This is a genomic window from Pacificitalea manganoxidans, from assembly GCF_002504165.1.
Taxonomy (GTDB): domain Bacteria; phylum Pseudomonadota; class Alphaproteobacteria; order Rhodobacterales; family Rhodobacteraceae; genus Pacificitalea; species Pacificitalea manganoxidans.
In genome coordinates this window covers 482,381-506,684 of record NZ_CP021404.1, presented here as the reverse complement: position 1 = coordinate 506,684, position 24,304 = coordinate 482,381, and the positions used below count along the sequence as shown (strand labels likewise).

General features: G+C 65.7%; 23 protein-coding genes. 12 read left to right on the top strand and 11 right to left on the bottom strand.

What is annotated here, in order from left to right; translation table 11 throughout:
- Positions 1-8: 8 nt before the first annotated feature.
- Genes CBW24_RS02325 through CBW24_RS02315 form a run of 3 tightly spaced genes read right to left on the bottom strand, consistent with a single transcriptional unit; the run spans position 9 to position 2,504 of the window.
- Entirely contained in the window at positions 9-1,106 is a 1,098-nt protein-coding gene (locus CBW24_RS02325; protein ID WP_097372552.1) for a 4-oxalomesaconate tautomerase, read from the bottom strand.
- Positions 1,099-1,773 carry a 4-carboxy-4-hydroxy-2-oxoadipate aldolase/oxaloacetate decarboxylase gene (locus CBW24_RS02320; protein ID WP_088662458.1) on the bottom strand — a complete coding sequence of 225 codons (675 nt, stop codon included), beginning with the start codon at positions 1,771-1,773 and terminating at the stop codon, positions 1,099-1,101. The genes CBW24_RS02325 and CBW24_RS02320 overlap by 8 nt, the downstream gene beginning before the upstream one ends.
- Positions 1,773-2,504 carry a PIG-L deacetylase family protein gene (locus tag CBW24_RS02315; protein ID WP_088662459.1) on the bottom strand — a complete coding sequence of 244 codons (732 nt, stop codon included), beginning with the start codon at positions 2,502-2,504 and terminating at the stop codon, positions 1,773-1,775. Before CBW24_RS02315 ends, CBW24_RS02320 begins: the two co-directional genes overlap by 1 nt.
- A gap of 248 nt (positions 2,505-2,752) precedes the next feature.
- Here CBW24_RS02315 and trhA point away from each other — a divergent pair, with 248 nt between their 5' ends.
- Positions 2,753-3,400, top strand: coding sequence for a PAQR family membrane homeostasis protein TrhA (trhA, locus tag CBW24_RS02310; RefSeq protein ID WP_088662460.1), 648 nt, complete (start codon positions 2,753-2,755; stop codon positions 3,398-3,400).
- A gap of 69 nt (positions 3,401-3,469) precedes the next feature.
- Here trhA and tal read toward each other — a convergent pair whose 3' ends face one another.
- From tal to CBW24_RS02290, 4 genes are all read right to left on the bottom strand, one after another.
- The gene (tal, locus tag CBW24_RS02305; RefSeq protein WP_097372551.1) at positions 3,470-4,411 is read right to left on the bottom strand and encodes a transaldolase; all 942 of its coding nucleotides are present in this window, start codon (positions 4,409-4,411) and stop codon (positions 3,470-3,472) included.
- A 198-nt stretch (positions 4,412-4,609) separates the two neighbouring features.
- Entirely contained in the window at positions 4,610-5,812 is a 1,203-nt protein-coding gene (gene pcaF / locus CBW24_RS02300) for a 3-oxoadipyl-CoA thiolase (protein ID WP_097372550.1), read from the bottom strand.
- Between the two features lie 13 nt (positions 5,813-5,825).
- Positions 5,826-6,503 carry a 3-oxoacid CoA-transferase subunit B gene (locus CBW24_RS02295; RefSeq protein WP_097372549.1) on the bottom strand — a complete coding sequence of 226 codons (678 nt, stop codon included), beginning with the start codon at positions 6,501-6,503 and terminating at the stop codon, positions 5,826-5,828.
- Positions 6,500-7,207: a 3-oxoacid CoA-transferase subunit A gene (locus CBW24_RS02290; RefSeq protein ID WP_097372548.1), complete on the bottom strand. Its 708-nt coding sequence runs from the start codon at positions 7,205-7,207 to the stop codon at positions 6,500-6,502. Before CBW24_RS02290 ends, CBW24_RS02295 begins: the two co-directional genes overlap by 4 nt.
- Before the next feature lie 108 nt (positions 7,208-7,315).
- On the opposite strand from CBW24_RS02290, the gene CBW24_RS02285 reads away from it, so the two are divergent.
- The 4 genes from CBW24_RS02285 to CBW24_RS02270 are packed head-to-tail and all read left to right on the top strand — an operon-like array spanning position 7,316 to position 13,002.
- Positions 7,316-8,077: an IclR family transcriptional regulator domain-containing protein gene (locus CBW24_RS02285; protein ID WP_198405216.1), complete on the top strand. Its 762-nt coding sequence runs from the start codon at positions 7,316-7,318 to the stop codon at positions 8,075-8,077.
- Between the two features lie 56 nt (positions 8,078-8,133).
- Positions 8,134-8,742, top strand: a complete 609-nt coding sequence (locus CBW24_RS02280; protein WP_097372546.1) for a TetR/AcrR family transcriptional regulator — start codon at positions 8,134-8,136, stop codon at positions 8,740-8,742.
- Entirely contained in the window at positions 8,739-9,917 is a 1,179-nt protein-coding gene (locus CBW24_RS02275) for an efflux RND transporter periplasmic adaptor subunit (RefSeq protein ID WP_097372545.1), read from the top strand. Before CBW24_RS02280 ends, CBW24_RS02275 begins: the two co-directional genes overlap by 4 nt.
- A gap of 4 nt (positions 9,918-9,921) precedes the next feature.
- Complete coding sequence (locus CBW24_RS02270; RefSeq protein WP_097372544.1) at positions 9,922-13,002, top strand: efflux RND transporter permease subunit; 3,081 nt, start codon at positions 9,922-9,924, stop codon at positions 13,000-13,002.
- A gap of 52 nt (positions 13,003-13,054) precedes the next feature.
- Here the strand turns inward: CBW24_RS02270 and hemP are convergent, their stop codons facing one another.
- Both hemP and CBW24_RS02260 read right to left on the bottom strand, forming a co-directional pair.
- Complete coding sequence (gene hemP / locus CBW24_RS18560) at positions 13,055-13,237, bottom strand: hemin uptake protein HemP (protein ID WP_374708991.1); 183 nt, start codon at positions 13,235-13,237, stop codon at positions 13,055-13,057.
- Positions 13,218-13,517: a DUF2218 domain-containing protein gene (locus tag CBW24_RS02260; RefSeq protein WP_097372542.1), complete on the bottom strand. Its 300-nt coding sequence runs from the start codon at positions 13,515-13,517 to the stop codon at positions 13,218-13,220. The genes hemP and CBW24_RS02260 overlap by 20 nt, the downstream gene beginning before the upstream one ends.
- A gap of 169 nt (positions 13,518-13,686) precedes the next feature.
- Here CBW24_RS02260 and CBW24_RS02255 point away from each other — a divergent pair, with 169 nt between their 5' ends.
- From CBW24_RS02255 to CBW24_RS02240, 4 genes are all read left to right on the top strand, one after another.
- On the top strand, positions 13,687-14,610 hold the full coding sequence (locus CBW24_RS02255) for a siderophore ABC transporter substrate-binding protein (protein ID WP_097372541.1): 924 nt from the start codon (positions 13,687-13,689) through the stop codon (positions 14,608-14,610).
- A gap of 64 nt (positions 14,611-14,674) precedes the next feature.
- Positions 14,675-15,616, top strand: a complete 942-nt coding sequence (locus tag CBW24_RS02250; RefSeq protein WP_097372540.1) for an ABC transporter permease — start codon at positions 14,675-14,677, stop codon at positions 15,614-15,616.
- Complete coding sequence (locus tag CBW24_RS02245; protein ID WP_097372539.1) at positions 15,606-16,595, top strand: iron chelate uptake ABC transporter family permease subunit; 990 nt, start codon at positions 15,606-15,608, stop codon at positions 16,593-16,595. Before CBW24_RS02250 ends, CBW24_RS02245 begins: the two co-directional genes overlap by 11 nt.
- Positions 16,592-17,407 carry an iron ABC transporter ATP-binding protein gene (locus CBW24_RS02240; RefSeq protein ID WP_097372538.1) on the top strand — a complete coding sequence of 272 codons (816 nt, stop codon included), beginning with the start codon at positions 16,592-16,594 and terminating at the stop codon, positions 17,405-17,407. The genes CBW24_RS02245 and CBW24_RS02240 overlap by 4 nt, the downstream gene beginning before the upstream one ends.
- Positions 17,408-17,417: 10 nt before the next feature.
- Here the strand turns inward: CBW24_RS02240 and egtD are convergent, their stop codons facing one another.
- Complete coding sequence (gene egtD / locus CBW24_RS02235) at positions 17,418-18,353, bottom strand: L-histidine N(alpha)-methyltransferase (RefSeq protein WP_097372537.1); 936 nt, start codon at positions 18,351-18,353, stop codon at positions 17,418-17,420.
- A 1-nt stretch (position 18,354) separates the two neighbouring features.
- Positions 18,355-19,680, bottom strand: a complete 1,326-nt coding sequence (gene egtB, locus CBW24_RS02230; RefSeq protein WP_097372536.1) for an ergothioneine biosynthesis protein EgtB — start codon at positions 19,678-19,680, stop codon at positions 18,355-18,357.
- Positions 19,681-20,024: 344 nt separating this feature from the next.
- Between egtB and CBW24_RS02225 the strand changes: the two genes are divergently transcribed.
- From CBW24_RS02225 to CBW24_RS02215, 3 genes are all read left to right on the top strand, one after another.
- Positions 20,025-21,290, top strand: coding sequence for an imelysin family protein (locus tag CBW24_RS02225; protein ID WP_232530020.1), 1,266 nt, complete (start codon positions 20,025-20,027; stop codon positions 21,288-21,290).
- Between the two features lie 257 nt (positions 21,291-21,547).
- Positions 21,548-23,143 carry a di-heme oxidoreductase family protein gene (locus CBW24_RS02220; RefSeq protein ID WP_097372535.1) on the top strand — a complete coding sequence of 532 codons (1,596 nt, stop codon included), beginning with the start codon at positions 21,548-21,550 and terminating at the stop codon, positions 23,141-23,143.
- The gene (locus CBW24_RS02215; RefSeq protein WP_097372534.1) at positions 23,143-24,300 is read left to right on the top strand and encodes an imelysin family protein; all 1,158 of its coding nucleotides are present in this window, start codon (positions 23,143-23,145) and stop codon (positions 24,298-24,300) included. Before CBW24_RS02220 ends, CBW24_RS02215 begins: the two co-directional genes overlap by 1 nt.
- The last annotated feature ends 4 nt before the right edge of the window (positions 24,301-24,304 follow it).

The following is a 24,304-nucleotide window of genomic DNA, read 5'->3' as shown; positions in this document are numbered from 1 at the left end:
CGCTCCCGTCAGGCGAAGACCACCCCGTCCATCAACTTGCGCGCGGTGCGCAGGATGGCGGCGCGGGTGACCTCGCCGTCTTCGACCGTTGCGATCACCGTCATCTCGCCTGTGGGGTGCTCGACCGACAGGGATTTCTCCGCGCCCTCGGGCAGTTGCGCCACCTCGGCGGCCGGTCCTTGGGGGAGCAGCGCAGCGGTGGCGACGCTGACCGCGCCCAGCACACCGATGGCCTTATGGCAGCGATGCGGAATGAAGGTCCGGGTGGACAGCGCACCGCCGCTCTTGGCCCCTGACACCATCGTCATCTTCGGCACCGAACTGTCACTGACATCGCCCAGCCGCATCATCGGCCCGGCCTTTAGCCGGATCGCTTCGAGCCGCGCGCGCAGGCTGTCTTCTGCCTCCAGCGCGTCGGGAGCCTCATCGCCGGTGATCCCCAGCGCATCGGCCCGCATCACCACGCAGGGCATACCGTTGTCGATCAGGGTGCAGGCAACGCCATCGATCTCATCGACCATATTGCCCGTGGGCAGCAGCGCGCCGCAGGTCGACCCTGCGGTGTCTTCGAAGGCGATGGCAATCGGCGCGGCGTGGCCCGGCACACCGTCAATTCGCGCGGAGCCGTCATAGCGGACCTGCCCGCCCGGCGTATCGACCCGCGCCACGGCGATCTGCCCGGTGTTCAGCATGTGGATGCGGACCTCGGTTACGTCCGCCTGCGGCACCACCAGACCACGTTCGATGGCAAAAGGACCGACACCGGCAAGGATATTGCCGCAGTTCTGGCCGGAACTGACCGTGGCGCGATCAACGAAAACCTGAAGGAACAGATACTCCACATCCACATCGGGCCGCGCGGAGCGGCGCACCACCGCGACCTTCGAGGTCAGGGGGTCGGCCCCGCCCATCCCATCGATCTGGCGCGGATCGGGAGACCCCATGATCCGCAACAAAAACGCATCGCGCGTGGCATCGGCGGCGGTGACCTCCGGGGCGGGAATGCCTGCGCCCGGCAGATCGTCCGCGATGAAATACGCCCCTTTCGAGGTGCCGCCCCGCATCCACATGGCCCGCACGCCGGCCCCGCCTACCACATCAGACATAGCGCAGCCCACGTTCCTTCAGCCGTGCGCGCATGTCATAGATATCGAGCCCCAGTTCTCCGGCGGCCAGACGGGCGCGTTTCTCGTCTTCCTTGGCGATGCGTTCTTCGGCCTTGGCCAGAACCTGTTCGGCCTCCTCGCGGGCCACGACACAAACCCCGTCATCGTCGGCGACGATGATGTCGCCCGCACGCACATAGGCCCCGGCGCAGACCACCGGCACATTGACCGAGCCCACGGTTTCCTTGACCGTGCCCTGTGCATGGACCGATTTGGACCAGACGGGAAATCCCATTTCGGTCAGGTCGGCCACATCGCGCACCCCCGCGTCGATGATCAGGCCGCGACAGCCCCGTGCCATGGCGGAGGTGGCGAGCAGATCGCCGAAATACCCGTCATCGCAGGGCGACGTCGGGGCGAGCACAAGGATATCGCCGTCCTGTAACTGCTCGATCGCGACATGCACCATCCAATTGTCGCCCGGAGGCGCAGAGATGGTAACCGCGGAAGCCCCCACTTTGGCCCCCGCATAGATCGGCGACATGACCGGAGCCATCAGCCCCTTGCGGCCCTGCGCCTCGTGCACGGTGGCGACGCCACATTCCCCCAGACGACGGACCACATCGGCATCGGCCCGCGCAACATTCTGAACAACGACGCCCCCCATCACAGTTCATCCACGGTGCGCGGGAAAATCGACTGGAAGCCCTCGGCATGGGTCGCCTTGCGCCCGCCCGCCTGACCGCCGGAATTGCGGCGGAAATGGTTGCCCCGGTTTTCGGCCACATTGGTGTAGTAGTCCCACAGGTGCTCCTGCCCCTGCATGCATTCGATGGCCGCGCGCTTGCGATCCCAGACCTCGGAAATGTCGAGGAAGGTATCGGGCTTCCAGCCCATCTGCTCGGTCTGGTGCGGCTCGAACAAGTAAACCTGCGGCGATCCCAGCACCTTCTGCCCCGGATTGTGGCCCCAAGCCTGCGCGATCATCCGCGCCTCCAGCGTCACCTGACAGGCATACATGTGATCGGTGTTGTAGGGGTCGTATTTGGAATGGGTCAGGATGAAGCGCGGCTGCACTTCGCGGATCACATCGACGAGCTTGTCCTTGGCGGCGCGATCCAGTTCCAGCGGGTAATCCCCCAGATCGAAGAACCGGATATCTTCGACGCCCAGCGCCGCGGCGGCGGCCTCGGCCTCCGCACGGCGGGCGGCTTTGACCTTATCGAGGGTCATGCCCTCCTCCTTCCACAGCTTCGCGCTTTCGCCGCGCTCGCCGTAGCTGAGACAAACGATGGTGACCTTCACCCCGCGGGACTGGTGCAGCGCGATGGCGCCGCCGCAGCGCCACACGAAATCCGCCGCATGGGCGCTGATCACTAGGGCCGTTGGTTCATTCATAGGTCGTCTCCGCTATTCGATCGCCGGACCGGCGGGGCCGGACCTTTGACCGCCAGACTAGGCCCCTCCCCGGCATACCACCAATCAGAAGGCAGACACCCCGTATTCGATTTTCGCACCAGACGGGGCGACGGCGCCCGCGCGGGCTCTCAGCCGCCGCACCACGGGAACGCAGCGTCGCGAACGCAGATGTCACTGCATCGCCCCCGGAAATCGGCTAGGATAGGCGCAACATACAGGGAGATCCCATGACCCGCATCGAGCTGCCGCACAGCCTGCGCGAACATATTGCCGATGGCGTGGTCCACATCATCGGGGTGGCCGCCGCCGTGGCGGGCGTCTCCGCGCTGATGGTCTGGGCCGCGCTCAGCGTCCCGGCAGACCGCATCTGGCCGCTGGTATTCTACGCCGTGGGGCTGATCGCGACCTTTTCGCTATCGGCAGCCTATAACCTGACCTTGCATGAGCGGGCCCGCCGCGTGCTGCGCCGGTTCGACCATGCGGCGATCTATTTGATGATCGCGGGCACCTACACGCCGATGGCGCTTATCGGGCTGGGCGGCGGGCGCGGCTGGGCGCTGGCCATCACGGCATGGGCCTTTGCGGTGATCGGCATCGTGATGAAGCTGGCCTTTTTTCACCGTTGGCCGCGTGCGGGCTTTGCGATGTATCTGGGCCAAGGCTGGCTGGGGATGATCGCGGCGTGGCCTTTGGTGATGACCTTGCCGGTAACGGCGCTGGTGCTGCTGGTGATCGGCGGGCTGACCTACACGCTGGGCACGCTGTTCTACCGGGCCAAGAGCCTGCGGTTTTCGCGCGCCATTTGGCACGGCCATGTGCTGGCTGCCGCCGCCACGCATTACGCCGCCGTCATCATGATCGCGCGGATCGCCTGACCCCTAGCGCCACGAAAAAGCGCGCCCCCGGAGGGACGCGCCGTTAGATCTGCCGCACATCGCTTGGAATCAGGCCATGCGGTCGGAAATCAGCTTCAGCAGCTTCTTGTGATCGGCGTCGAAGTTACGAATGCCTTCTGCCAGCTTTTCAGTCGCCATCGCGTCTGCGTTCAATTCCCAGCGGAATTGCGCCTCGTCCATCTCGACCTTCGCCACACCGGAGGCATTGTCGGGGCTAAGCTTGCGCTCCAGCGCGCCCTCGTCCTCGTGCAGCTCCTCCAGCAGCGCCGGGGAGATGGTCAGCCGGTCACAGCCTGCCAGCGCCTTGATCTGCCCCGTGTTGCGGAACGACGCGCCCATCACGACGGTCTCGACACCGTTCGACTTGTAGTAGTCATAGATCGCGCGCACGGACTTCACGCCGGGATCTTCGTCCGGGGCGTAGGCCTTGCCGCCTTCGGCCTTGGAATACCAATCGGTGATCCGGCCCACGAAGGGCGAGATCAGGAACACGCCCGCATTGGCACAGGCAATCGCCTGACACTGCGCGAACAGCAGGGTCAGATTGCACTGGATGCCCTCGGCCTCCAGCTTCTCGGCGGCGCGGATGCCTTCCCATGTGGAGGCCAGCTTGATCAGGATGCGGTCGCGGCTGACGCCTTTGGCCTCATACCCGGCGATAATCGCGCGGCCCTTGGCGATGGACGCTTCGGTATCGAAAGACAGGTTGGCGTCGACCTCGGTCGAGACCCGGCCCGGCACCAGTTTCGTCAGCTCGACACCGACACCGATGGTCAGCGCATCCGCCACGTCGAGCGCGGACTTGCCTGCGGCTTTGCCAGCCTCGATCTCGGTGGTGACCAGATCCTCGAAGGCCGGGCTTTGCAGCGCCTTCAGCAGGATGCTCGGGTTGGTGGTGCAATCCACCGGGGTCAGCTTGCGGATGGCGTCGATATCGCCGGTATCGGCGACCACCACGGTCATGTCGCGCAGCGATTCAAGAGCAGTCATGTCTTATCCTCGTCTTCACTTTGCCCGCCCGTCGGACCGGGCGGCTGTATCCCGTTTGCGGCGCGGAGCGGGGCTCCGGCGTCGCCCACTCTCTAGCGATTTCGGATCGGATTTGACAGCGGTAACGGGCCATCATGGCACTGCACGGCCCAAAGCGCCTGCGCGCCCCGGACCGGCAGACCTACCAAGGCGCCCCGCTCAGACCGCTTCCAGCGCGATGGCGATGCCCTGACCGACGCCGATGCACATGGTGGCCAGCGCCCGTTTGCCGCCGCCCAGCGACAGTTCCAGCGCCGCGGTGCCGGTGATGCGCGCGCCCGACATGCCCAGCGGATGGCCCAGCGCGATTGCGCCGCCATTGGGGTTTACCCGCGGATCGTCATCGGCAATGCCCAGATCGCGCAGGGTGGCAAGGCCTTGGCTCGCAAACGCTTCGTTCAACTCGATCACGTCGAAATCGGATTGCTCCAACCCCAGTCGCGTCATCAGCTTCTTCGACGCGGGCGCGGGGCCGAACCCCATGATGCGCGGCGCGACACCGGCGGTGGCCCCGCCCAGCACCCGCGCGATGGGGGTCAGGCCATGCTTCCGCGCGGCCTCGGCAGAGGCGAGGATCAGCGCCGCCGCGCCGTCATTGACGCCCGAGGCATTGCCCGCCGTCACGGTGCCGTTTTCGCGGAACGGCGTCGGCAGCTTCGCCAGCGCCTCGGCAGTGGTCTGCGGGCGGGGGTGTTCGTCAGTGTCGACGGTGATCGGGTCGCCCTTGCGCTGCGGGATGGTGACCGGGGTGATCTCCCGCGCCAGCCGTCCGTTTTCCAGCGCCGCGCCTGCCTTCTGCTGCGAGCGCAGGGCAAAAGCATCCTGATCGGCGCGGGAGATGCCAAACTCCTCGGCGACGTTCTCGCCGGTCTCGGGCATGGAATCGACGCCGTATTGCTTCTTCATCAGCGGATTGACGAAGCGCCAGCCGATGGTGGTGTCGTGGATCTCGGCCTTGCGGCTCCATGCGGTGTTGGCCTTGGGCATGACCATCGGCGCGCGGGTCATCGATTCCACCCCGCCCGCGACGATCAGATCAGCCTCACCGGCCTTGATCGCGCGCGCGCCGGTGATGATCGCATCCATGCCGGAGCCGCAGAGCCGGTTCATGGTGGTGCCCGGCACGCTTTCGGGCAGACCCGCCAGCAGCGCCGACATGCGCGCCACGTTGCGGTTGTCCTCGCCCGCCTGATTGGCGCAGCCGAAGATCACCTCATCCACCGCAGCCCAGTCGAAATCATGCTGTGCCATCAGCGCCTTTAGCGGGATGGCGCCCAGATCGTCGGCGCGGACATTTGCCAGCGCGCCGCCGAAGCGGCCGATGGGGGTGCGGGTATAGGCGCAGATATAAACGTCGGTCATCGCGACCTCCTCCTTACAGTTCGGGCACGACCAGATCGGCCACCGGGCCATCGGTCGCGAGCGGGGCACCGGTCAACGCCTGCAGATCCTCCATCGAGATCGCGGCAAGCTTCTCGCGCAGCACGAAGTGACCGTCCTGCACGTCGACCACGGCAAGGCTGGTGTAGATGCGGGTGACGCAGCCCACGCCGGTCAGCGGCATGGTGCAGGCCTCGACCAGCTTCGGATCGCCCTTCTTGGTGACATGGTCGGTGATGACCGCGACCCGCTTGGCGCTTTGAACCAGATCCATCGCGCCGCCCACGGCAGGCACGCCGCCCTTGCCGGTGGACCAGTTCGCCAGATCGCCATTCTGCGCGATCTGATAGGCCCCGAGGATCGCCACATCCAGATGCCCGCCGCGCACCATCGCGAAGCTGTCGGCATGGTGGAAAAACGCGGTGCCGGGCCGTTCGGTGATCGCCTTTTTCCCAGCGTTGATCAGATCCCAGTCCTCGCTGCCCTTCTCTGGCGCGGGACCGAAGCCGAGGACACCGTTTTCAGTGTGGAAGATCGCCTGACGCCCCTCGGGCTGATACTGTGCGACCATCTCCGGGAAGCCGATGCCAAGATTGACATAGGCGCCGTCTTCGATGTCCTGCGCGGCGCGCCACGCGATCTGGGCGTTGCTGAGCTTGATATCGTCGATCATGGGTAGGTCGCTCCCGCAAGGTTGAGCAGCTCTTCCTGCTGCGGCTCGGACACTTCGACGATGCCATCGACGAACAGGCCCGGTGTGATCACATGTTCCGGATCGATCCCGCCCAGGGGCACGATCTGCCGCGCCTGCACGATGGTCCGGTCGGCGGCCATGCACATGATCGGATTGAAGTTCCGCGCGGCCTTCCGATAGGTCAGGTTGCCATGCGGATCGGCCAACTCGGCCTTCACCAGCGCGAAATCGGCCTTCAGCCAGCGCTCGCGCACATAGTGGCGGCCCTCGAATTCCTCCACCGGCTTGCCCTCCGCCAGATCGGTGCCGTAGCCCGTGGGCGTGTAGAAGGCGGGGATGCCCGCACCGCCCGCGCGGATGCGCTCGGCCAGCGTGCCCTGCGGCACCAGCTCCAACTCGATCTTGCCCGCCAGATAGCGCTCGGTGAACACGCGCGGATCCTTGGAGCGCGGGAAGGAGCAGATCATCTTGCGGACCTGATTGTTATCGATCAGTGCGGCGATGCCGACATTGCCGTTGCCGGTGTTGTTGTTGACCACGGTCAGGTCTTTGGGGCCCGCGTCGATCAGCGCATGCACCAATTCGATCGGCGCGCCAGACCCGCCAAATCCGCCGATCATCACAACGGCACCATCAGGAATGTCCGCGACCGCCTCGGCCACGGAGGCAATTCTCTTGTCCATCCTTGGTCTCCTCTTTTGTTCGGGCCGATCTACGCCTGTCCCGGCAATGAATGAAGCGTTCAGGTGCGCATGTTGACATTTGTTCAATGCGCGGGGCATCTCGTTCGCATGGCGCACAAAAAGACCGATTTCATTGCATCGCTGGCCAAGGGGCTGCGGGTCATCGAAACCTTCGGACCCGACCGCCCCCGGCAATCGGTGGCCGAAGCGGCAGAGGCCGCAGGGCTGGACCGCGCCACCGCGCGGCGCTGCCTGCTGACCCTTCGCGAACTGGGCTATGCCGATCACGACGGTAAGCATTTCCAACTTACCGCACGGGTGCTGCGGCTGGGCATGGGCGCGCTTTCGGCGCTGCCCTTGCCGCAGATCGTGCAGCCGTGGCTGGATCAACTCTCCGATCAGATCGGGCAGTCCGCGTCCGTCTCGGTGCTGGACGAAACCGAGATCGTGTATCTGGCCCGCGCCGCTCAGCGCCGGGTGATGTCGATTGGGCTGATGCCCGGATCGCGACTGCCTGCGCATTGCACATCTATGGGGCGCATCCTGCTGGCGGCATTGCCGGAGGCGGAGACGCGCGCCCTGCTCGACCGATCCGACCTGACCCCGCGCACGCCGCATTCGCTGACCGAGCCGGAGGCGATCATGACCGAACTCGCCCGTATCCGCGCACAGGGCTATGCGATCATCGATCAGGAGGTGGAGATCGGCCTGCGCTCCATCGCTGTGCCGATCCTGAACGTGCAGGACCGCACGGTGGCTGCAATGAATGTGGGCCTGCCTGCTTTGCATGCCGACGCCAGCGCCTTGGCCGAGATTTACCTTCCCGGCCTGAAACGGACGCAGGCGGGGCTGCGGCGGGTTCTGCATTAACTGCATGGCAACATTGCGCGGCCGAGAGTCTTCTTGACAGATGTAAAGAAACTCGTATGTCCGGCGCTATGGACAAACGTCGTCGTCGCACCCGTCTGAGGCTGCAAGCTGCTCTGCGCAGCCTGCTCGCCGAAAAGCCGTTGGCCGAAATTTCGGTCGACGCGCTGACCCGTGCCGCCGGTGTGACGCGGCCCACGTTCTATTCCAACTATACCGACCTTACGGCGATGCTGGACGAGTATCTGACCGGGCTGCTGGCCGAGATGGCCCGGCGGCATTCGGCGATCATCGACGACCCCGAGCGCGGCACCCCCGAGATGCTAGCCCGCATTGTCGAACAGGCGCTCATCGATATCGACCGCTCGGACCCCCGGCTGCACACCCTGCTCAACGGCGTGACGCATTTGACGCCGGAAACCCGATTTGCCGAGATGGTCGAACAGATGATGGACCAGTGCGATCCGATCGACCGGCCCTTTGCGTCCGAAGCCGCGCGGCGGCTTCACCCCCATTTTTTCACCGGCGCCTTTGTCGGCATGTTGCGGTTCTGGGTCACCCGCCCGGACGGAATCGATGCCAAGATGATGGCTGCCGCCTTTACTCAATTTGGAACCTCCGGTCGCTTTGGTGCGACCGACCCGCTGCCAGGAATGCCCTCCTCATGACCAGCCTGATGCCCCGCCTGTCCCCCCGCCTGCCCAGTTCCCTGCCCGATGCGCGTCGCCGCGCCCGGACCGGCGCGCACGCTTTGCTGACGGCGTGTCTGATGAGCCTGCTCGCCCTGCCCCTCACCGCATTCCCGGTGGCCGCGCAGGAGGCTAAGACCGCCGAAGCGACCCCGGCAGAAGAGCCCGCGCGCCCGCCGCGCCCGGCCAAGCTGATGACCCTGACCCGCGGCGGCGCGCCGCTGGAGCGTCAGTTCTTTGGCCGCGTCCGCGCCCGCGAAACCGTCGATCTTGCGTTTCAGGTCGGCGGGCAGATCGTCCAGTTCCCCGCCGCCGAAGGCGCCCCCGTCGATGACGGGCAGCTGATCGCGCAGCTTGATCTGGTCCCGTTCCAGCGCAATCTGGATCAGGCTCAGGTCAATCTCGACAAGGCCCGCCGCGATTTGCAGCGGCTGGAAAAGCTGTCCGGCTCCAACGTCGCGGAAGTGCAGATCCGCGATGCGCAAACCACCGTGTCGCTGGCGGAAATCGCGCTCGACACCGCCGAGGATCAGCTGGAGGACGCGACGCTGACCGCGCCGTTCGATGGTCTGGTGGCCCGGCGCATGGTTGCGGCCTACACGACCGTCTCGGCTGGCACTCCGGTGGTGCGCCTGCATGACATGAGCGAATTGCGGATCGACATCGACGTGCCGGAAGTGCTGTTCCGGCGCGCGCAGGGTGGCGACGACGTGCAATTCACGGCGATGATCCCCGGCGGCACCGGCACCTACGAACTGGTGATGCGGGAATTCGAAGCGGAAACCGCCGAGGTGGCGCAGACCTTTACCCTGACGCTGGCTTTTGTCGACACGCCGCCCACCGCGCTGCTGCCCGGCGCCTCCTCGACAGTGACCGCATCGGTGATGTCGGAAGGCGGCGATGCCGTGCTGCTGCCGGAAACGGCGCTGGTCTTTGACCCGGACCGCACCGCCCATGTAATGATCTTTGCCCCTCACGAAGACGACCCCGATGTGGGGACGGTGGTGCGCACGCCCGTGCAGATCGAGATCGGCGACAATGGCCGTGTGGTGATGCAGGAAGGCCCAGAACCCGGCACGGAGATCGTCGCCACCGGCGCCGCCATGCTGGAGGACGGCCAGACCGTCCGCCGCTTCACCGCGATCGGGAAGTGATCTGATGAACATCGCACGCGCTTCCATCGACAAGGCTTTGATCACCTGGATCGTCATGCTGGGCTGTCTGCTGGGCGGGATCTGGGGTTTCGCCACGATGGGCCGGTTGGAAGATCCGGCCTTTACCATCAAGACTGCCGTGGTGTTCACCTCCTACCCCGGTGCCTCGGCGGATCAGGTCGCCCGCGAAGTGACCGAACCGCTGGAATCCGCGATCCAGCAGATGTCGGAAATCGACCACATCACATCGTCGAACAAACCGGGCATCAGCCGCATCACGGTCGAGATTGAAAGCACCTATGACGGCACCGAACTGCCCCAGATCTGGGACAAGCTGCGCAACCGCGTAAGCGATGCCCAGCCCAGCCTCCCCGAAGGGGCGGGCACCTCCATCGTGAATGACAGCTTCGGGGATGTGTTCGGGGTGTTCTACGGCATCACCGCGCCCGGATTCACCGATGCGGAAGTGCATGATCTGGCTGAATTTCTGCGGCGCGAGGTGCTGGCCGTCGAAGGCGTGGCCGATGTGACACTGGCGGGCCTGCCGGACGAGGCGATTTTCGTCGAGCCAGAAACCGCGATCCTGACCAATCTGGGTCTGCCGCCCGCAGCCATCGCCAGCGCAATCGCGAACTCGAACGCCGTTGCCTCAGCGGGGTCCGTCACCCAGCAGGGCCAGAAGATCCGTATCGAGGCGCCCTCTGGCTCCGACAGTGTCGAGGAAATTCGCGGCCTGACCATCGGCGTCGGCGGCGAGGTGATCGAGGTGACCGACATCGCGCGCGTCTTCCGCGGGCGCGTCACCGATCCGTCGATGATCATCCGCTTCGACGGGCAGGAGGCCTTTACCATGGGGGTCGCTGGCAAGGCCGGCTTGAACATCGTCGATGTCGGCAAGCGGGTCGATGCGCGGCTGGACCAATTGATGCCAGACATTCCCGTGGGCGTCGAACTGCACCCGATCTATCAGCAGCATGTGGTGGTCGAGGAGGCGTCGAACGCGTTCCTCATCAACCTCGCGCTGTCGGTCGCCATCGTTGTGGTCGTGCTCGCCCTGTTCATGGGCTGGCGCGCGGCGGTGGTGGTTGGCACGACGCTGTTGCTGACGGTTGTGGGCACGCTGTTCTTCATGTCGCTCTTCGGGATCGAGATGGAGCGGATTTCGCTGGGCGCGCTCATCATCGCGATGGGTATGCTGGTCGATAACGCCATCGTGGTGGCCGAAGGCATGCAAGGCGACATGGCGCAGGGCAAATCTTCCCGCGATGCGGCGCAGGACATTGCGGGCAAGACGCAGATCCCGCTGCTGGGCGCGACGGTCATCGGCATCATGGCCTTTGCCGGGATCGGGCTTAGCCCCGACGCGACGGGGGAATTCCTGTTCTCGCTCTTCGCCGTGATCGCTATTTCGCTGCTGCTGTCGTGGATTTTGGCAATCACCGCGACGCCGCTGCTGGCGCATTACTTCTTCAAGCGGGGCGCGGGCGGCGGGGCCGGACAGTATGACGGTCCGGTGTTCCGCGCCTATGCGGCCACGCTGCGGCTGGCGCTGAAACTGCGCTGGCTGGTCGTGGTGGCCCTGATCGGGATCACCGTGGCGTGTTACATCGGCTTTGGCATGGTGAAGCAGCAATTCTTCCCCGACAGCAACACGCCCTTGATCTATGTGCATTACAAGCTGCCGCAGGGGGCGAGCATCCATTCCACCTCGGACGACATGCGCGTGATCGAGGACTGGCTGGCGGAGCGGGACGATATCGTATCGGTCGCGACGTTCGTCGGCGGGGGCGCATCGCGTTTCATGCTGACCTACGCGCCGGAAGAAAGCCTTGCCACCTATGGCCATCTGATCATCCGCACGGAGCAACTGGAACAGATCGCGCCGCTGCAAACGGATCTGGAGGCCTTCGGGCGTGCCCAGTTGCCGCAGGGCGAATTCCGCACCGAACGTCTGGCCTTTGGTCCCGGCGGCGGTGCACCCATCGCGGTCCGGTTTTCGGGCTCCGATCCTGATATCCTGCGGAAACTGGCGCAGGATGCGACGGCGCGGATGCACGAGGCCTCGGATCAGTTGATCGACCTGCGCACCGACTGGCGAGAGCGCGAACTGGTGCTGAAGCCGATCTATGCAGCTGAACGCGCCCAGACCGCCGGTGTCGCCCGCGAGGATATCGCCGGCGCGCTTGCGACCGCGACCGATGGCAGTCAGGCGGGTGTCTACCGCGAAGAGGATCGCCTGATCCCGATCATCGTGCGCCTGCCCGCAGGCCGGTCTGCCGGGGCGGATGCCGGAACCGGCGTCAGCGCCTCGCATCTGATCGATCAGCCGGTCTATTCCGAAAGCGCCTCGGCCTTTATCCCGATCGAGCAGCTGATTGATGGCTTCACCTACGAGGTGCAGGACACGCTGATCCAGCGGCGCGACCGATTGTTCACCATCACGGTCATGGCCGGGGTGGAAAGCGGTGTGAACGCGGCAAGCGTGTTCACCGACATCCGCGGCGATATCGAAGCGATGCCCCTGCCCGAAGGCTACCGCATGGCGTGGGGCGGCGAGTACGAGAACTCGACCGAGGCGCAGGAAAGTCTGGGCAAACAGCTGCCGCTGTCGCTGCTCAGCATGGTGCTGATTTCGGTTCTACTGTTCGGGCGTCTGCGTCAGCCGCTGATCATCTGGCTGTTGGTGCCGATGGCGGTGAACGGTGCGGCGCTGGGGCTGCTGGGCACCGGGCTTCCGTTCTCCTTCACCGCGCTGCTGGGTCTGCTCAGCCTGTCGGGGATGTTGATCAAGAACGGCATCGTGCTGGTGGAGGAAATCGATCTGACCCGTGCGGAGGGCGTGCCCTTCACCCGCGCGGTGGTCGAAGCGTCGACCTCCCGTCTGCGGCCCGTGGTGCTGGCGGCGGCGACGACGATCCTTGGGATGATCCCGCTGCTGGGGGATGCGTTCTTTGCCTCGATGGCGGTGACGATTATGGGGGGCTTGGGATTTGCCTCGATCCTGACGCTGATCGCGGCACCCGTGTTCTACTACCTGGTCTTCCCCAAGGCACGGCGGGAGGAGAAAGCGGCACTGGCGGCCTGATCGCCTGACCGCACAGATGACGAAGGCCGGACCGGTTCGCCCGGTCCGGCCTTTATTTTGTCAAGATAAGTTTGTTCGCGCGGGTGATGCGCAGGGTGTAGACCTGCCCTTCCAGCGCAATGGTGGCGCGCCCGTCGCTGCCGGTCAGTTGATGCACATCGTAATGGGGCACACCGGCGGCGGGGTCGCCTGTGAGGGCGTCGGTCGCGGGTTTGTCAGGCGCGTTCACTGACAGGCTCCCAGTCCAGACCATCGAATGTCTCGCGATGCGCAAAGATCGCCAGATGGCGATCAATCACGCCCTGCATCTTGCCAATCGCGGCGTCGTCGGCCCCGTCAAGCGTGACCTCCAGCCGCGCGGGCTGCGCCGTCATCACGGCGCGACCCATTGGCATTTCGCAGATTCCGCGTAGGTCGTCATACTCCACACGGATTTTGTGAGAGAAGTGTTTGCACAGCTGTTTCAAATACTTGCTGGCATGGGCGGTGCGGAAAGTTCCAACTGACTCGGGCATGCATGAACTCCTGACTTTTTTTGTAGGATTATGCGCTGGACCCGGATGCGGCAAGCCGTTAGTGAAAAATCATCCCTCGTGCCGCCAGCGATCCGCCAGCCAGACGCACCCCAATTCCATCCTGTCCGACGACATCCGCCGCGATGTCCGACCTTGTCTGGAGTGCCCGATGCCGCTCATCATCCGCAAACCCGTCACCTTGGCCGCTGTGCTGGCTGTCAGCCTTACCGCACCGCTGGCTCCCGTGCAGGCCGCCCCCGTCACTGTGCCCACGGCGACCGGCGAGGCGCAGATCGAAACGACGCCGGACACCGTCGCGGTATTCGACATTGCCGCCGTCGACACGATCAGCGCGCTTGGCGTGGAGATCGCCGGTGTGCCCAACAGCCTTTACCTGAACCGGCTGAATGACGTGGCGCAGAACGCGACCGTGGTGGGCACCCTGTTCGAGCCGGATTTCGAAGCATTGGCGAATCTGAATCCCGATCTGATCATCGCGGGCGGGCGGTCCTCTGCGCAGGTGGAGGCGCTGTCGCGGTTGGCCCCGACGCTCGACATGACGATTACGCCCGATGGTTACGTCGACCAGATCCGCGCCCGCACCACGGCCTATGGCGAGATCTTTGGCAAGCAGGCCGAAGCGGACGCGCTGCTGGCGCAGCTTGACGAGAAGCTCACCGCAGCCCGTAACGCCGTGGCCGATCAGGGCAATGCGCTCATCATCCTGACCAATGGCGGCAATATCTCGACCTATGGCAAAGGCTCGCGCTTCGGTTGGCTGCACAGCGCGCTTGGGCTGCCCGAGGCCGTCGAAAATGTCGACCAGACGCAGGCGCATGGCGAATCCGTCAGCTTCGAATTCATCGCCGAGGCCAATCCCGACTGGCTGCTTGTCGTGGATCGCGGCGCGGCCATCGGACAGGCGGGCGAGGCCGCGCAGGCGACGCTCGACAATGCCTTGGTCGCGGGCACGAATGCCGCGCAGAACGGCCATATCGTCTATCTCGACCCGGCCGAGATCTACGTCGCGGGCGGCGGGATTTCCGCTGCGATGCACACGCTCGATCAGATCACCGACGCGTTCGGGTCCTGACCCGGCTACCCCGGCCCGGCCCCTTGCGGACCGGGCCATCCTTCCTGACCCGACATCTGCCGCCATGACCCGCCCTGTCGTCCTTTCCCTCATCGCCCTTGCCTGCCTCGCCGGGCTTAGCCTGCTGATCGGTGCATCGCGGCTTGACGGGAATGCGTGGCAGTTGCTGGCGATCAGCCGGGCCCCCCGCACCCTCGCGGCGCTGCTCTGCGGCGCGGCCATGGCGGTGGCGGGCGTCATCATGCAGCAACTTGTGCGCAACCGCTTCGTGGAACCTTCGACGACCGGCACCACCGAAGGCGCGATGCTGGGCCTGCTCCTTATCACCCTGATCGCCCCCGGCGCGCCGGTGATCGTAAAGATGAGCGTGGCCGCGCTGGCCGCATTGGGCGGCGTCGTGGGGTTTCTGGCACTGATCCACCGGCTGTCCCCCCGCGATCCGTTCATGGTGCCCCTGATCGGCCTGATCTGGAGCGGCATCCTTGGCGCCGGGGCGACGTGGTTCGCGTGGCAAGCCGATCTGGTCCAATATCTGGGCAACTGGATGACCGGCGATTTTTCGGGCGTGCTGGCGGGGCGGTATGAATTGCTGTGGTTGGCCGGGGCAATCGCCGTGCTGGCCTATCTGAGCGCCGATGCACTGACCGTCACCGGGCTGGGCGCCGCGCGGGCGCGGGCGCTGGGGCTGGATCACCGGCGGGCCATGCAACTGGGCCTCGGCGCGGTGGCGCTGGTCACCGCGCTGGTGGTGGTCACCGTGGGCGCGGTGCCGTTTGTCGGGCTGGTGGTGCCGAACCTCGTCTCCCGCCTGATGGGCGACAATCTGCGCCGCACCCTGCCGGTCGTCGCCTTGGGCGGGGCGGGGTTGGTTCTGGCTGCCGATATCGTCGGGCGGCTCGTCCGCTGGCCCTACGAAATCCCGGTCGGCACGGTCGTGGGCGTGGCCGGCGCCGCGGTATTTTTGTGGATCCTCAACACCCGCGGCGGACAAAGCCATGCCCGCTGACGCCGCCGCCGCCCTGCGCCATGTCGCACCGCCCCTGCCCCTGCGCGCGGTCTGGGGGATCGGCGTGGTGCTGGCGCTGGCCTGTGTGGCGTTCATGACGCTGGGGCTAAGCGGGCGGATCGGGTTCATCCTTGAACTGCGCGCGGTAAAGCTCGCGGCATTGCTGGTTGTCGGCGGCGGCATCGGCACCGCCACGGTGTTGTTTCAGACCGTCGCCGCAAACCGTATTCTGACCCCCGGCATCCTTGGCTTTGACGCACTGTTTTTATTCATCCAGACGGCGCTGGTGATGACGCTTGGCGGCATCGGCTTTGCCAGCCTTGCCACCGGAGCGAAGTTTTTGATCGAAACCGGCGTGATGATGGTCGCCGCTGCCGCGCTGTTCGGGCTGCTGTTTCGCAGCCGCGGGTCCGATCTGTCGCGGATGTTGCTGACCGGGGTCATCATCGGGGTGTTGTTGCGGTCATTGGCGGGGCTGATGCAGCGCCTGATGGACCCTTCGGAATTCGCGGTGGTGCAAAGCGCTATGTTCGCCAGCTTCAACAGCGTCGACCGCACCAATCTGGCCATCGCGGCGGCGCTGTTTGCCGTCATTGTGCCGCTGGCACAGGCGATGGCCGGGCGGCTGGACGTGATGGCGCTAGGGCGGCGCAATGCGCTGGGTCTCGGGCTAGATCACGACCGCGCGGTGTTGGGCGTGCTGGCGCTGGTCGCGGCCCTGACGGCCTGCGCCACTGCCCTTGTCGGGCCGATCTCCTTTCTGGGGTTGCTGGCGGCCAGCCTTGCGCATCGGCTGACCGGCACCCACCGCCACGCGGTGCTGATCCCGGCCGCCGCCATGCTGGGCGCGGCGATCCTTGTCATAGGCCAGACGGTGTTCGAGAGGGTGCTTGGGCAGCAATCCTCCCTCGCCGTGATTATCGAATTTGGCGGCGGACTGCTGTTTCTGACGCTTGTCCTGAAAGGGGTGCTGAAATGATCGAGATCACCGGGCTGAATCACGTCATCGGCGATATGCCGATCCTGCGTGACATCGACCTCACCCTCCCCCGAGGCGGCATCACCGCGCTGATCGGACCAAACGGTGCCGGAAAGTCGACGCTGCTCCACCTGATCGCGGGGCTGGAGCCGCGCCGCCACGGCGCGCTGCGTATCGACGGCACGAGCGCCGAGACCCTGTCACGGCGCGATTTTGCCTGCAAACTCGCAATCCTGACGCAGGACACCGGCGTGGCCAGCCGCCTGACTGTCGCGGATCTGGTGGCGTTCGGGCGCTGGCCCCATTGCCGGGGGCGCATGCGCGACACCGATCACGCCGCCGTGGCCCGTGCGCTGGAAATGTTCGATCTGACCGAACTGTCGCGCCGTTATGTCGATGAACTGTCCGGTGGCCAGCGCCAGCGCGCGCATGTCGCGATGGCCTATGCACAGGAAACCGATTGGCTGCTGCTCGATGAGCCGCTCAACAATCTCGACCCACGGCACGCGCAGGCGCTGATGGCGCGGCTTTACCGTATGTCCCGGCCCGGGCCGGACCAACGATCCATCGTGATCGTCATTCACGAGGTGAACTATGCCGCGGCGTGGGCCGATCATGTCGTGGCGCTGAAACACGGCATGGTGCAGGCCGAAGGCGCGCCCGCCAGCGTGCTGACTGGCGAAGCGCTCGCCACGCTTTACGAAACTCCGATCCGGGTCGCGCAGGTCGATGGCAGGCCCGTAGTCCTGCACCACAGGGCAGAGCCGGGACTAGCCGCGCGGGACGCCGCCCAACTGCGGCAGGTGGTGTAACGCGCGCCGCCTAGGCGGGCTTCAGCAGGGCGACCGCGAAATAATCCTGCGGGTCGGTCAGCAAGTCCGCCACCCGCCAGCCTGCCGCCTGCGCCATATCGGTCAGGCTTTCGGCGGTATATTTCCGGCTGTTTTCAGTGTGGATCGTCTCGCCCTCGGCAAAATCAATGTGCTGGCCCGCGACCTGAACGCGCTGCGCCGCGCGGCTCACAAGATGCATCTCGATCCGCGCCTCAGCCGCGTTCCAGCGCGCTTCATGGGCAAAGCTGTCCGGGTCGAAATCCGCGCCGGCTTCGCGGTTGGCGCGGTGCAGCAGGTTGCGGTTGAATTCCGCCGTGACACCTTGGGCATCGTCATAGGCGGCGCGCAGGACATCCGCATCCTTCACCAGATCAGCGCCGAGGATGAACCCCGCCGCATCCGGCCAGTGCCGCGCCTGCGCCAGAAGGGCCACTGCCGCGTCCCGGTCCAGATTGCCGATGGTGGAGCCGGGGAAAAACCCGACCTTGGGCCGCGCGTCGAGCGCCGGGGGTAGGGTCAGTTGGGTCATGAAATCGCCGGTCACCGGATGGATCGTCAGCGCCGGGTAGTCGCGGCGCAGCCCGTCCGCCGTTTCCGCCAGAAACTGCGCCGAGATGTCGATGGGCACATAGGCGGCAAGCTGGTCCAACCCGTCCAGCAGCACCCGCGTCTTGACGCTTGCGCCGCTGCCGAATTCGATCAGCGCCGCGCCCGCCGGGACGTGGGCGGCGATCTCTGGCAGGCGGTCCCGCAGAATGCCGATCTCCGTCCGGGTAGGGTAATATTCCGGCAGTTCGGTGATCCGCTCGAACAAGGCGGAACCAGCCGCGTCATAGAACCACTTTGCTTCCGCCGTTTTGGGGCTGTCGCTAAGGCCCTTAAGCAGCGCGCGGGCAAATTCGTTTTCGGGTGTGGCGTGTTTCATTTCAGCCCGCATCCCGCGCCAGCCGCAGGCCCAACATCTGCCACCGCTGATGCGGATAGAAGAACGTGCGGTAGCTGGGCCGCATCTGCGCGCGCGGCGTGGCACAGGAGCCACCGCGCAGCACGAACTGATTGACCATGAACTTGCCGTTATATTCGCCGATCGCGCCCTCCGGCGGGCGGAAGCCGGGATAAGGCGTGAACGGGCTTTGCGTCCACTCCCAGACATCGCCATACATGCCACCGCCCGCGCGTGGGATCAGTGCACCAAGCGTCTCCGCGCCGTCATCCTCCCCGGCATCGAGGAAATTGCCCCGGATCGGCGTGTCGCCTGCGGCGCTTTCCCATTCGGCTTCCGTCGGCAGGCGCGCGCCGGACCAGCGGGCAAATGCATCGGCCTCATAGTAACTGACATGCACCACCGGCGCGGCGGGATCGACAGGCATCGGTCCGCGCAGGGTGTAGCTCCACCACTCGCCGTCCTGCTGCCACCAATACAAAGGCGCATCCCAGCCTTCGCGCTGTGCGCAGGCCCAGCCATCCATAAGCCACAGCGTCTGATCGGCGTAACCGCCCGCCTCCATGAAGGCGATCCAGTCGCCGTTGCTGACCGGGCGATCGGCAAGCTGATAGGGCGCGAGATACGTCTTATGGCGCGGCATTTCGCAGTCATAGGCAAAGCCTGCCTGCGCGGCGGTGCCGTCAAACCCCATCTCAACCAAGCCACCGGCATGGGCGGTGTAGGTGACGGGATGGTTTTCCCCCTTTGCCGGGGTGCCATCGGGGGCTTGATAGACCGGCAATAACGGGTTGTAGGACAGCCCGTTCAGCAGGTCGGTGACAAGCAATTCCTGATGCTGCATTTCATGGTGGCAGCCCAGCTCCACCAGATCCGCGATTTCGGCCGCGTCATCGCGCCCGGCGCGCAGCACAGCCGCAAGCGCCTGTTCGACATGCGCGCGATAGGCCATCACATCCGCCACGTCAGGGCGCGAGATCAGCCCGCGTTTGTCCCGCGCATGGCGGGGACCGGCCTGCACATAGTAAGAGTTGAACAGGAACGCGAAGCGGTCATCGGGGGACCGATAGTCGGGGTCACGCGGCTTCAGGATGAACTCTTCGAAGAACCATGTCGTATGCGCCAGATGCCACTTCGCGGGGCTCGCATCCTGCATCGGTTGCAGCATCATATCCTCGGGCGACAGCGGCGCGACTAGCGCGCGACTCCGGGCGCGGGTGGCCTCGAAAAGCGCCGTGATGGCGGTGATGCGATCGGTCTCGGCCGGGCTGCGGGAGCCGGTGTCGGAGAGCGGGGCGGCATGGGTCATGTGCGTTCCTCGGGCGTGGCGTCGTCAACGAAACGGGCGAATTTCTCCGCCGGAATGACAATAGGTTGGCGCTGATGAAAGTCTCGCGACAGGGCGCGGAAAAAGCGGCAAGCCGCTGACAAGACGGTGATCTGGGCCCCCTACCCTTCGCCTGTCGGATCGCGACGCCGTGGCAACGCTGTGATGCGTGCGGCACGAAACGCCCGGCCCGCGCACGGCGCTTAAATCCGGCAGTTTACAATCCCGACTAAATCTGTTGGATTCCAGCGCATCAACCGGGACTGACGTCCCGAACCGGGCCTGAGCCAACAGCGCCCGCACGCCCCAGACCGAAGGACAGTCCCATGACCCACACTTTCCGCGCTGCCATGTCGCTGCCGCTGCTGGCCTTTGCCGCCATGCCGCTTGCCGCGCAGGACGCACCCGATCAGGCCGCCGTTGTCGAAACCTATGCCAATATCGCCGAGGCCGCCTATGGCGATGCGCTGAGCACCGCGCGCGACCTCGATGCGGCAATTGACGCCTTCCTCGCCGATCCGACCGAAGCGGGGCTGGAAGCAGCCCGCGCCGCATGGCGCAGCGCGCGCACGCCTTACATGCAGACCGAAACCTACCGGTTCGGCAATGCCATCGTCGACGACTGGGAAGGCAAAGTGAACGCATGGCCGCTGGACGAAGGGCTGATCGATTACGTCGATGCGGGCTATTTCGGTTCGGGCGAAAATGCGCAGGCCAACCTGAATGTCATCGCCACGCCCAGCTTTGAATTGAATGGCGAAACGGTGGACGCAAACGTTATCGACGCGGCCCTGCTGACCGACACCCTGCATGAGATGGGCGAAAACGAAGCCAACGTCGCCACCGGCTACCATGCCATCGAATTCCTGCTCTGGGGGCAGGATCTGACCAGCGACGGTCCCGGTGCAGGCACCCGTCCGCATACCGACTACCTGCAAGGCGACGGCTGCACCAATGGCAATTGCGATCGCCGCGCCGCCTATCTGGCCACTGCCTCCGACCTGCTGGTCGATGATCTGGAATGGATGGCCGCGCAGTGGACCGACGGCGGCGCCGGGCGCGAAGCCGTGACGAAAGACCCCGCGGCTGGCGTCTCTGCGATGCTGACCGGCATGGGCAGCCTGTCTTTTGGCGAACTGGGCGGTCAGCGCATCAAGCTGGGCCTGATGCTGCGCGATCCCGAAGAGGAGCATGACTGCTTCTCCGACAACACCCCGCACAGCCACTACGACGATGTGCTCGGCGTGCAGAACGTCTGGCTGGGCCGGTATGAGACAGTCAGCGGCGACGTGATCGAAGGCGCGGCGCTGCGTGATCTAGTGGCAGCGGCTGATGCCGATCTCGCGCAGGCGTTCACCACCGAAGTGCAGGCAAGCCTCGACGATCTGCAGGCCATCAAGGACGCCGCCGATGCGGGCCGCCCCTATGACCTGCTGCTGACCTCGGGCGAGGAAGCCGACACCGCGCTGATCCAGAACGCCATCGATGCGCTCGTCGCGCAGTCCCGCTCGATCGAACGGATGTCCGGCGCGCTGGATCTGAGCGGCGTTGTGGTCGAAGGCGACGACACGCTGGGCGACATCTTCCAGTAAGGCCGCGCTTTGCCCCTGTCCGCGCCATCCTTTGGATGCGCACGGACGCTTTGACAGGATGCGCCGCCCTCGGCCCCGGCCGGTGGGCGGCGTGTGATTTCACCGGCGCGATCACGCCCGCCCCCGGCGCGCGGCGACACGTCACTTTCCGCCCGCGCAACCATGCGCTAGCTACGGCGCGCGCAGGCGCCCTTTGCTGACGCCGCGCGGTGACACAGATCATAACGACACGCGCCCCCGCGTGAGTTCGAGGCAGGATGCGACGCAGCATATCCACCCTCGCCGGGCTGACACTGATCGGTCTTCTCGGCACCGTCAGCACCGCCCCCGCGGCGGACCCCGATGCCGCGCGCCTGCCGCCCCGCCATGCAACCCTGCCCGATTTGCAGGGCGCCTATCTGCCGCGCAGCAAATCCGAGCGCGCGCGCATTGCATCTGTGACAGCCCCCACCCGCGATTTCACCGCGCCCGAACGGTTCGAGGAAAACCCCGCCGGGGCCGCCACCGTGCGTGTTCGCCCCACGGCCGATGCGTTTTCCGATCCCTCCGGCAATATCGGGCTGGAAGGCCGGATGCGGTTCAACCTCGGCAATGGGCTTTTCACCCGCGCTTGGGTATCGGCCCCCAGCTCAACAATCGCCAGCGACGGTCTGGGCCCGCTATACAATGCGCGCGGCTGCCAGCAGTGCCACCTGAAGGACGGGCGCGGCCATCCACCTGTCGATGAAAGCGACCCGCCCGTCGCGCTGTTTCTGCGGCTGTCGATTCCTCATGATGGCACGGACGATCCGGCCTCCACCGCAGCGGCGACGGAAATCGAGGATTGGCTCGCCACCCGCCCGGACCCCGTCTATGGCGGCCAGTTGCAGAACTTCGCGCTTGCCGGTCACACCGCCGAAGGTCAGATGACCATCGACTATACCGATGTGCCGGTGGCGCTGTCGGGCGGTGAAAGCGTAACCCTGCGCGCGCCCAGCTACGCCATTGCCGATCCCGGCTACGGGCCGATGCGCGATGATCTGATGATCTCCCCCCGCATCGCGCCACAGATGATCGGGCTGGGGCTTCTGGAATCCATCCCCGCTGCCGAAATCCTCGCCCGTGCCGACCCCGATGACCGGGACGGTGACGGTATTTCTGGCCGCGCCAGTATCGTGATGTCGGATGAGTTTCATACCCCGATGCTGGGCCGGTTCGGGCATAAGGCGGGCAAGGCCACGGTAAAGGAGCAATCCGCTGCGGCCTTTGCCGGGGATATGGGCCTGTCGACGCCGATCTTTCCCGACAGCACCGGCGAATGCAGCCCGGCGCAGGAAGCCTGCCGCGCCGCGCCCGATGGCGGTGATCGCGACACCGGGCTGGAGGTCAGCGGCGACGCGCTGGACCTCGTAAGCTTCTACGCCAGCAATCTGGGTGTGCCCGCCCGGCGCGCGCCGGGCGATCCGGAGGTGCTCCGCGGTAAGCAGGTGTTCTATGAAACCGGCTGCACTGCCTGCCACACTCCCAAATATGTGACCGCCCGCGCGACGCCGGAGGCCGAGGATCAGGCCCAGAGTTTTCAGCTGATCTGGCCTTATACCGACCTTCTGTTGCACGACATGGGCGAGGGGCTGGCCGATAATCGCCCTGAAGGCCGCGCCACGGGGCGCGAATGGCGCACGCCGCCGCTTTGGGGGATCGGGCTGACCGCTCAAGTCACCGGACGGGAAAGTTACCTTCATGACGGTCGCGCCCGCTCGCTGCTGGAGGCGGTTCTGTGGCATGGTGGCGAAGCACAAGCCGCCCGCGACCGGGTGGTCGAGATGGAGCCGGACGACCGCGCCGCCCTGCTCCGCTTTCTGGAGGATATCTGATGCGCCTGCTCTGCCGCCTTGCCTGCACCGCTCTGACCGGCGTGGTGTTGCTTGGACCGACCTTCGGCACCCCCGCCCTTGCCCAGTCCGACACCGCCCAGTCCGACACCGCCGAGACGCCGCCACCCGTGGCATCCATCGCGCGCGAGCCGAGCGGAGATTCGACGGGTGACGCAGGTATGGCAGGCACCGCCGCGCAGGATGTCGATCCGGTGGTCGATCACGTCATTGAAGCGGTCATCCTTCCGCATCTGGACGCCTTTGCGCGCAGCACAGCCGCCCTGGCCCGCACTGCTGAAACCGAATGCCTCGCCAGTTCCGAGCCGCTGCGCGCCGCGTGGGCGCAGGCCGTGGATGACTGGCTGATGATCGAAGATTACCGGCTTGGCCCGCTGGAGGATCAAGGCCGCCGCTATGCCATCGCCTACTGGCCCGATGCACAGGGGCACCGGCCTCGCGCGCTGGCCCGGTTGATCGCCACCGCCCCGGCCAAGATCACCGCCCGCTCTATGACCACGGCGCCCGTGTCCGTGCGCGGGCTTTACGCCATTGAGTCGCTGTTGTTCGATCCGCGGTTTTCCAACTACACCGCGAACTCCGGCGCTTGCGCGGCGGTCCGGGCGATCAGCGCCGATCTGGCCGATCTGGCCGACATCGTGCGCGATGGCTGGGCGGGCAATTTCGGCACCACGATGCGGACGCCCGGCGCGCCCGACAACACCCGGTTCCTTGACGCCAGCGAACCGCGCCAGGCGCTTTATACCGCGCTGATCTCGTCGCTCGGCTTCGACATCAACGAACGGCTTGGTGGCCCGCTGGGCACCTTTGACACCCCCCGCCCCAAACAGGCCGAAAGCCGGCTGGCCGGGCGCAGCGTTGCCAATCTTCTTGGTGCGCTCGACGGGCACGAAGCGCTGGCGCTGGGGCTTGCCCCAGATGACCGCACCCGCGAGACGCTTGCCACGTCCTTTGCCAATGCGCGGGCCGAGCTTGAAGCGCTCGACGATCCGATCCTTGCCGGCGTGGCCGATCCGATGGGCCGGTTCCGGGTGGAATCGGTGCAAAGCAGCCTCATGCAGCTGGAGCGCGAGATCGAAGCGACACTCGGCCCCGCGCTTGGCGTGTCGATGGGGCTCAATTCGATGGATGGCGACTGAGGAG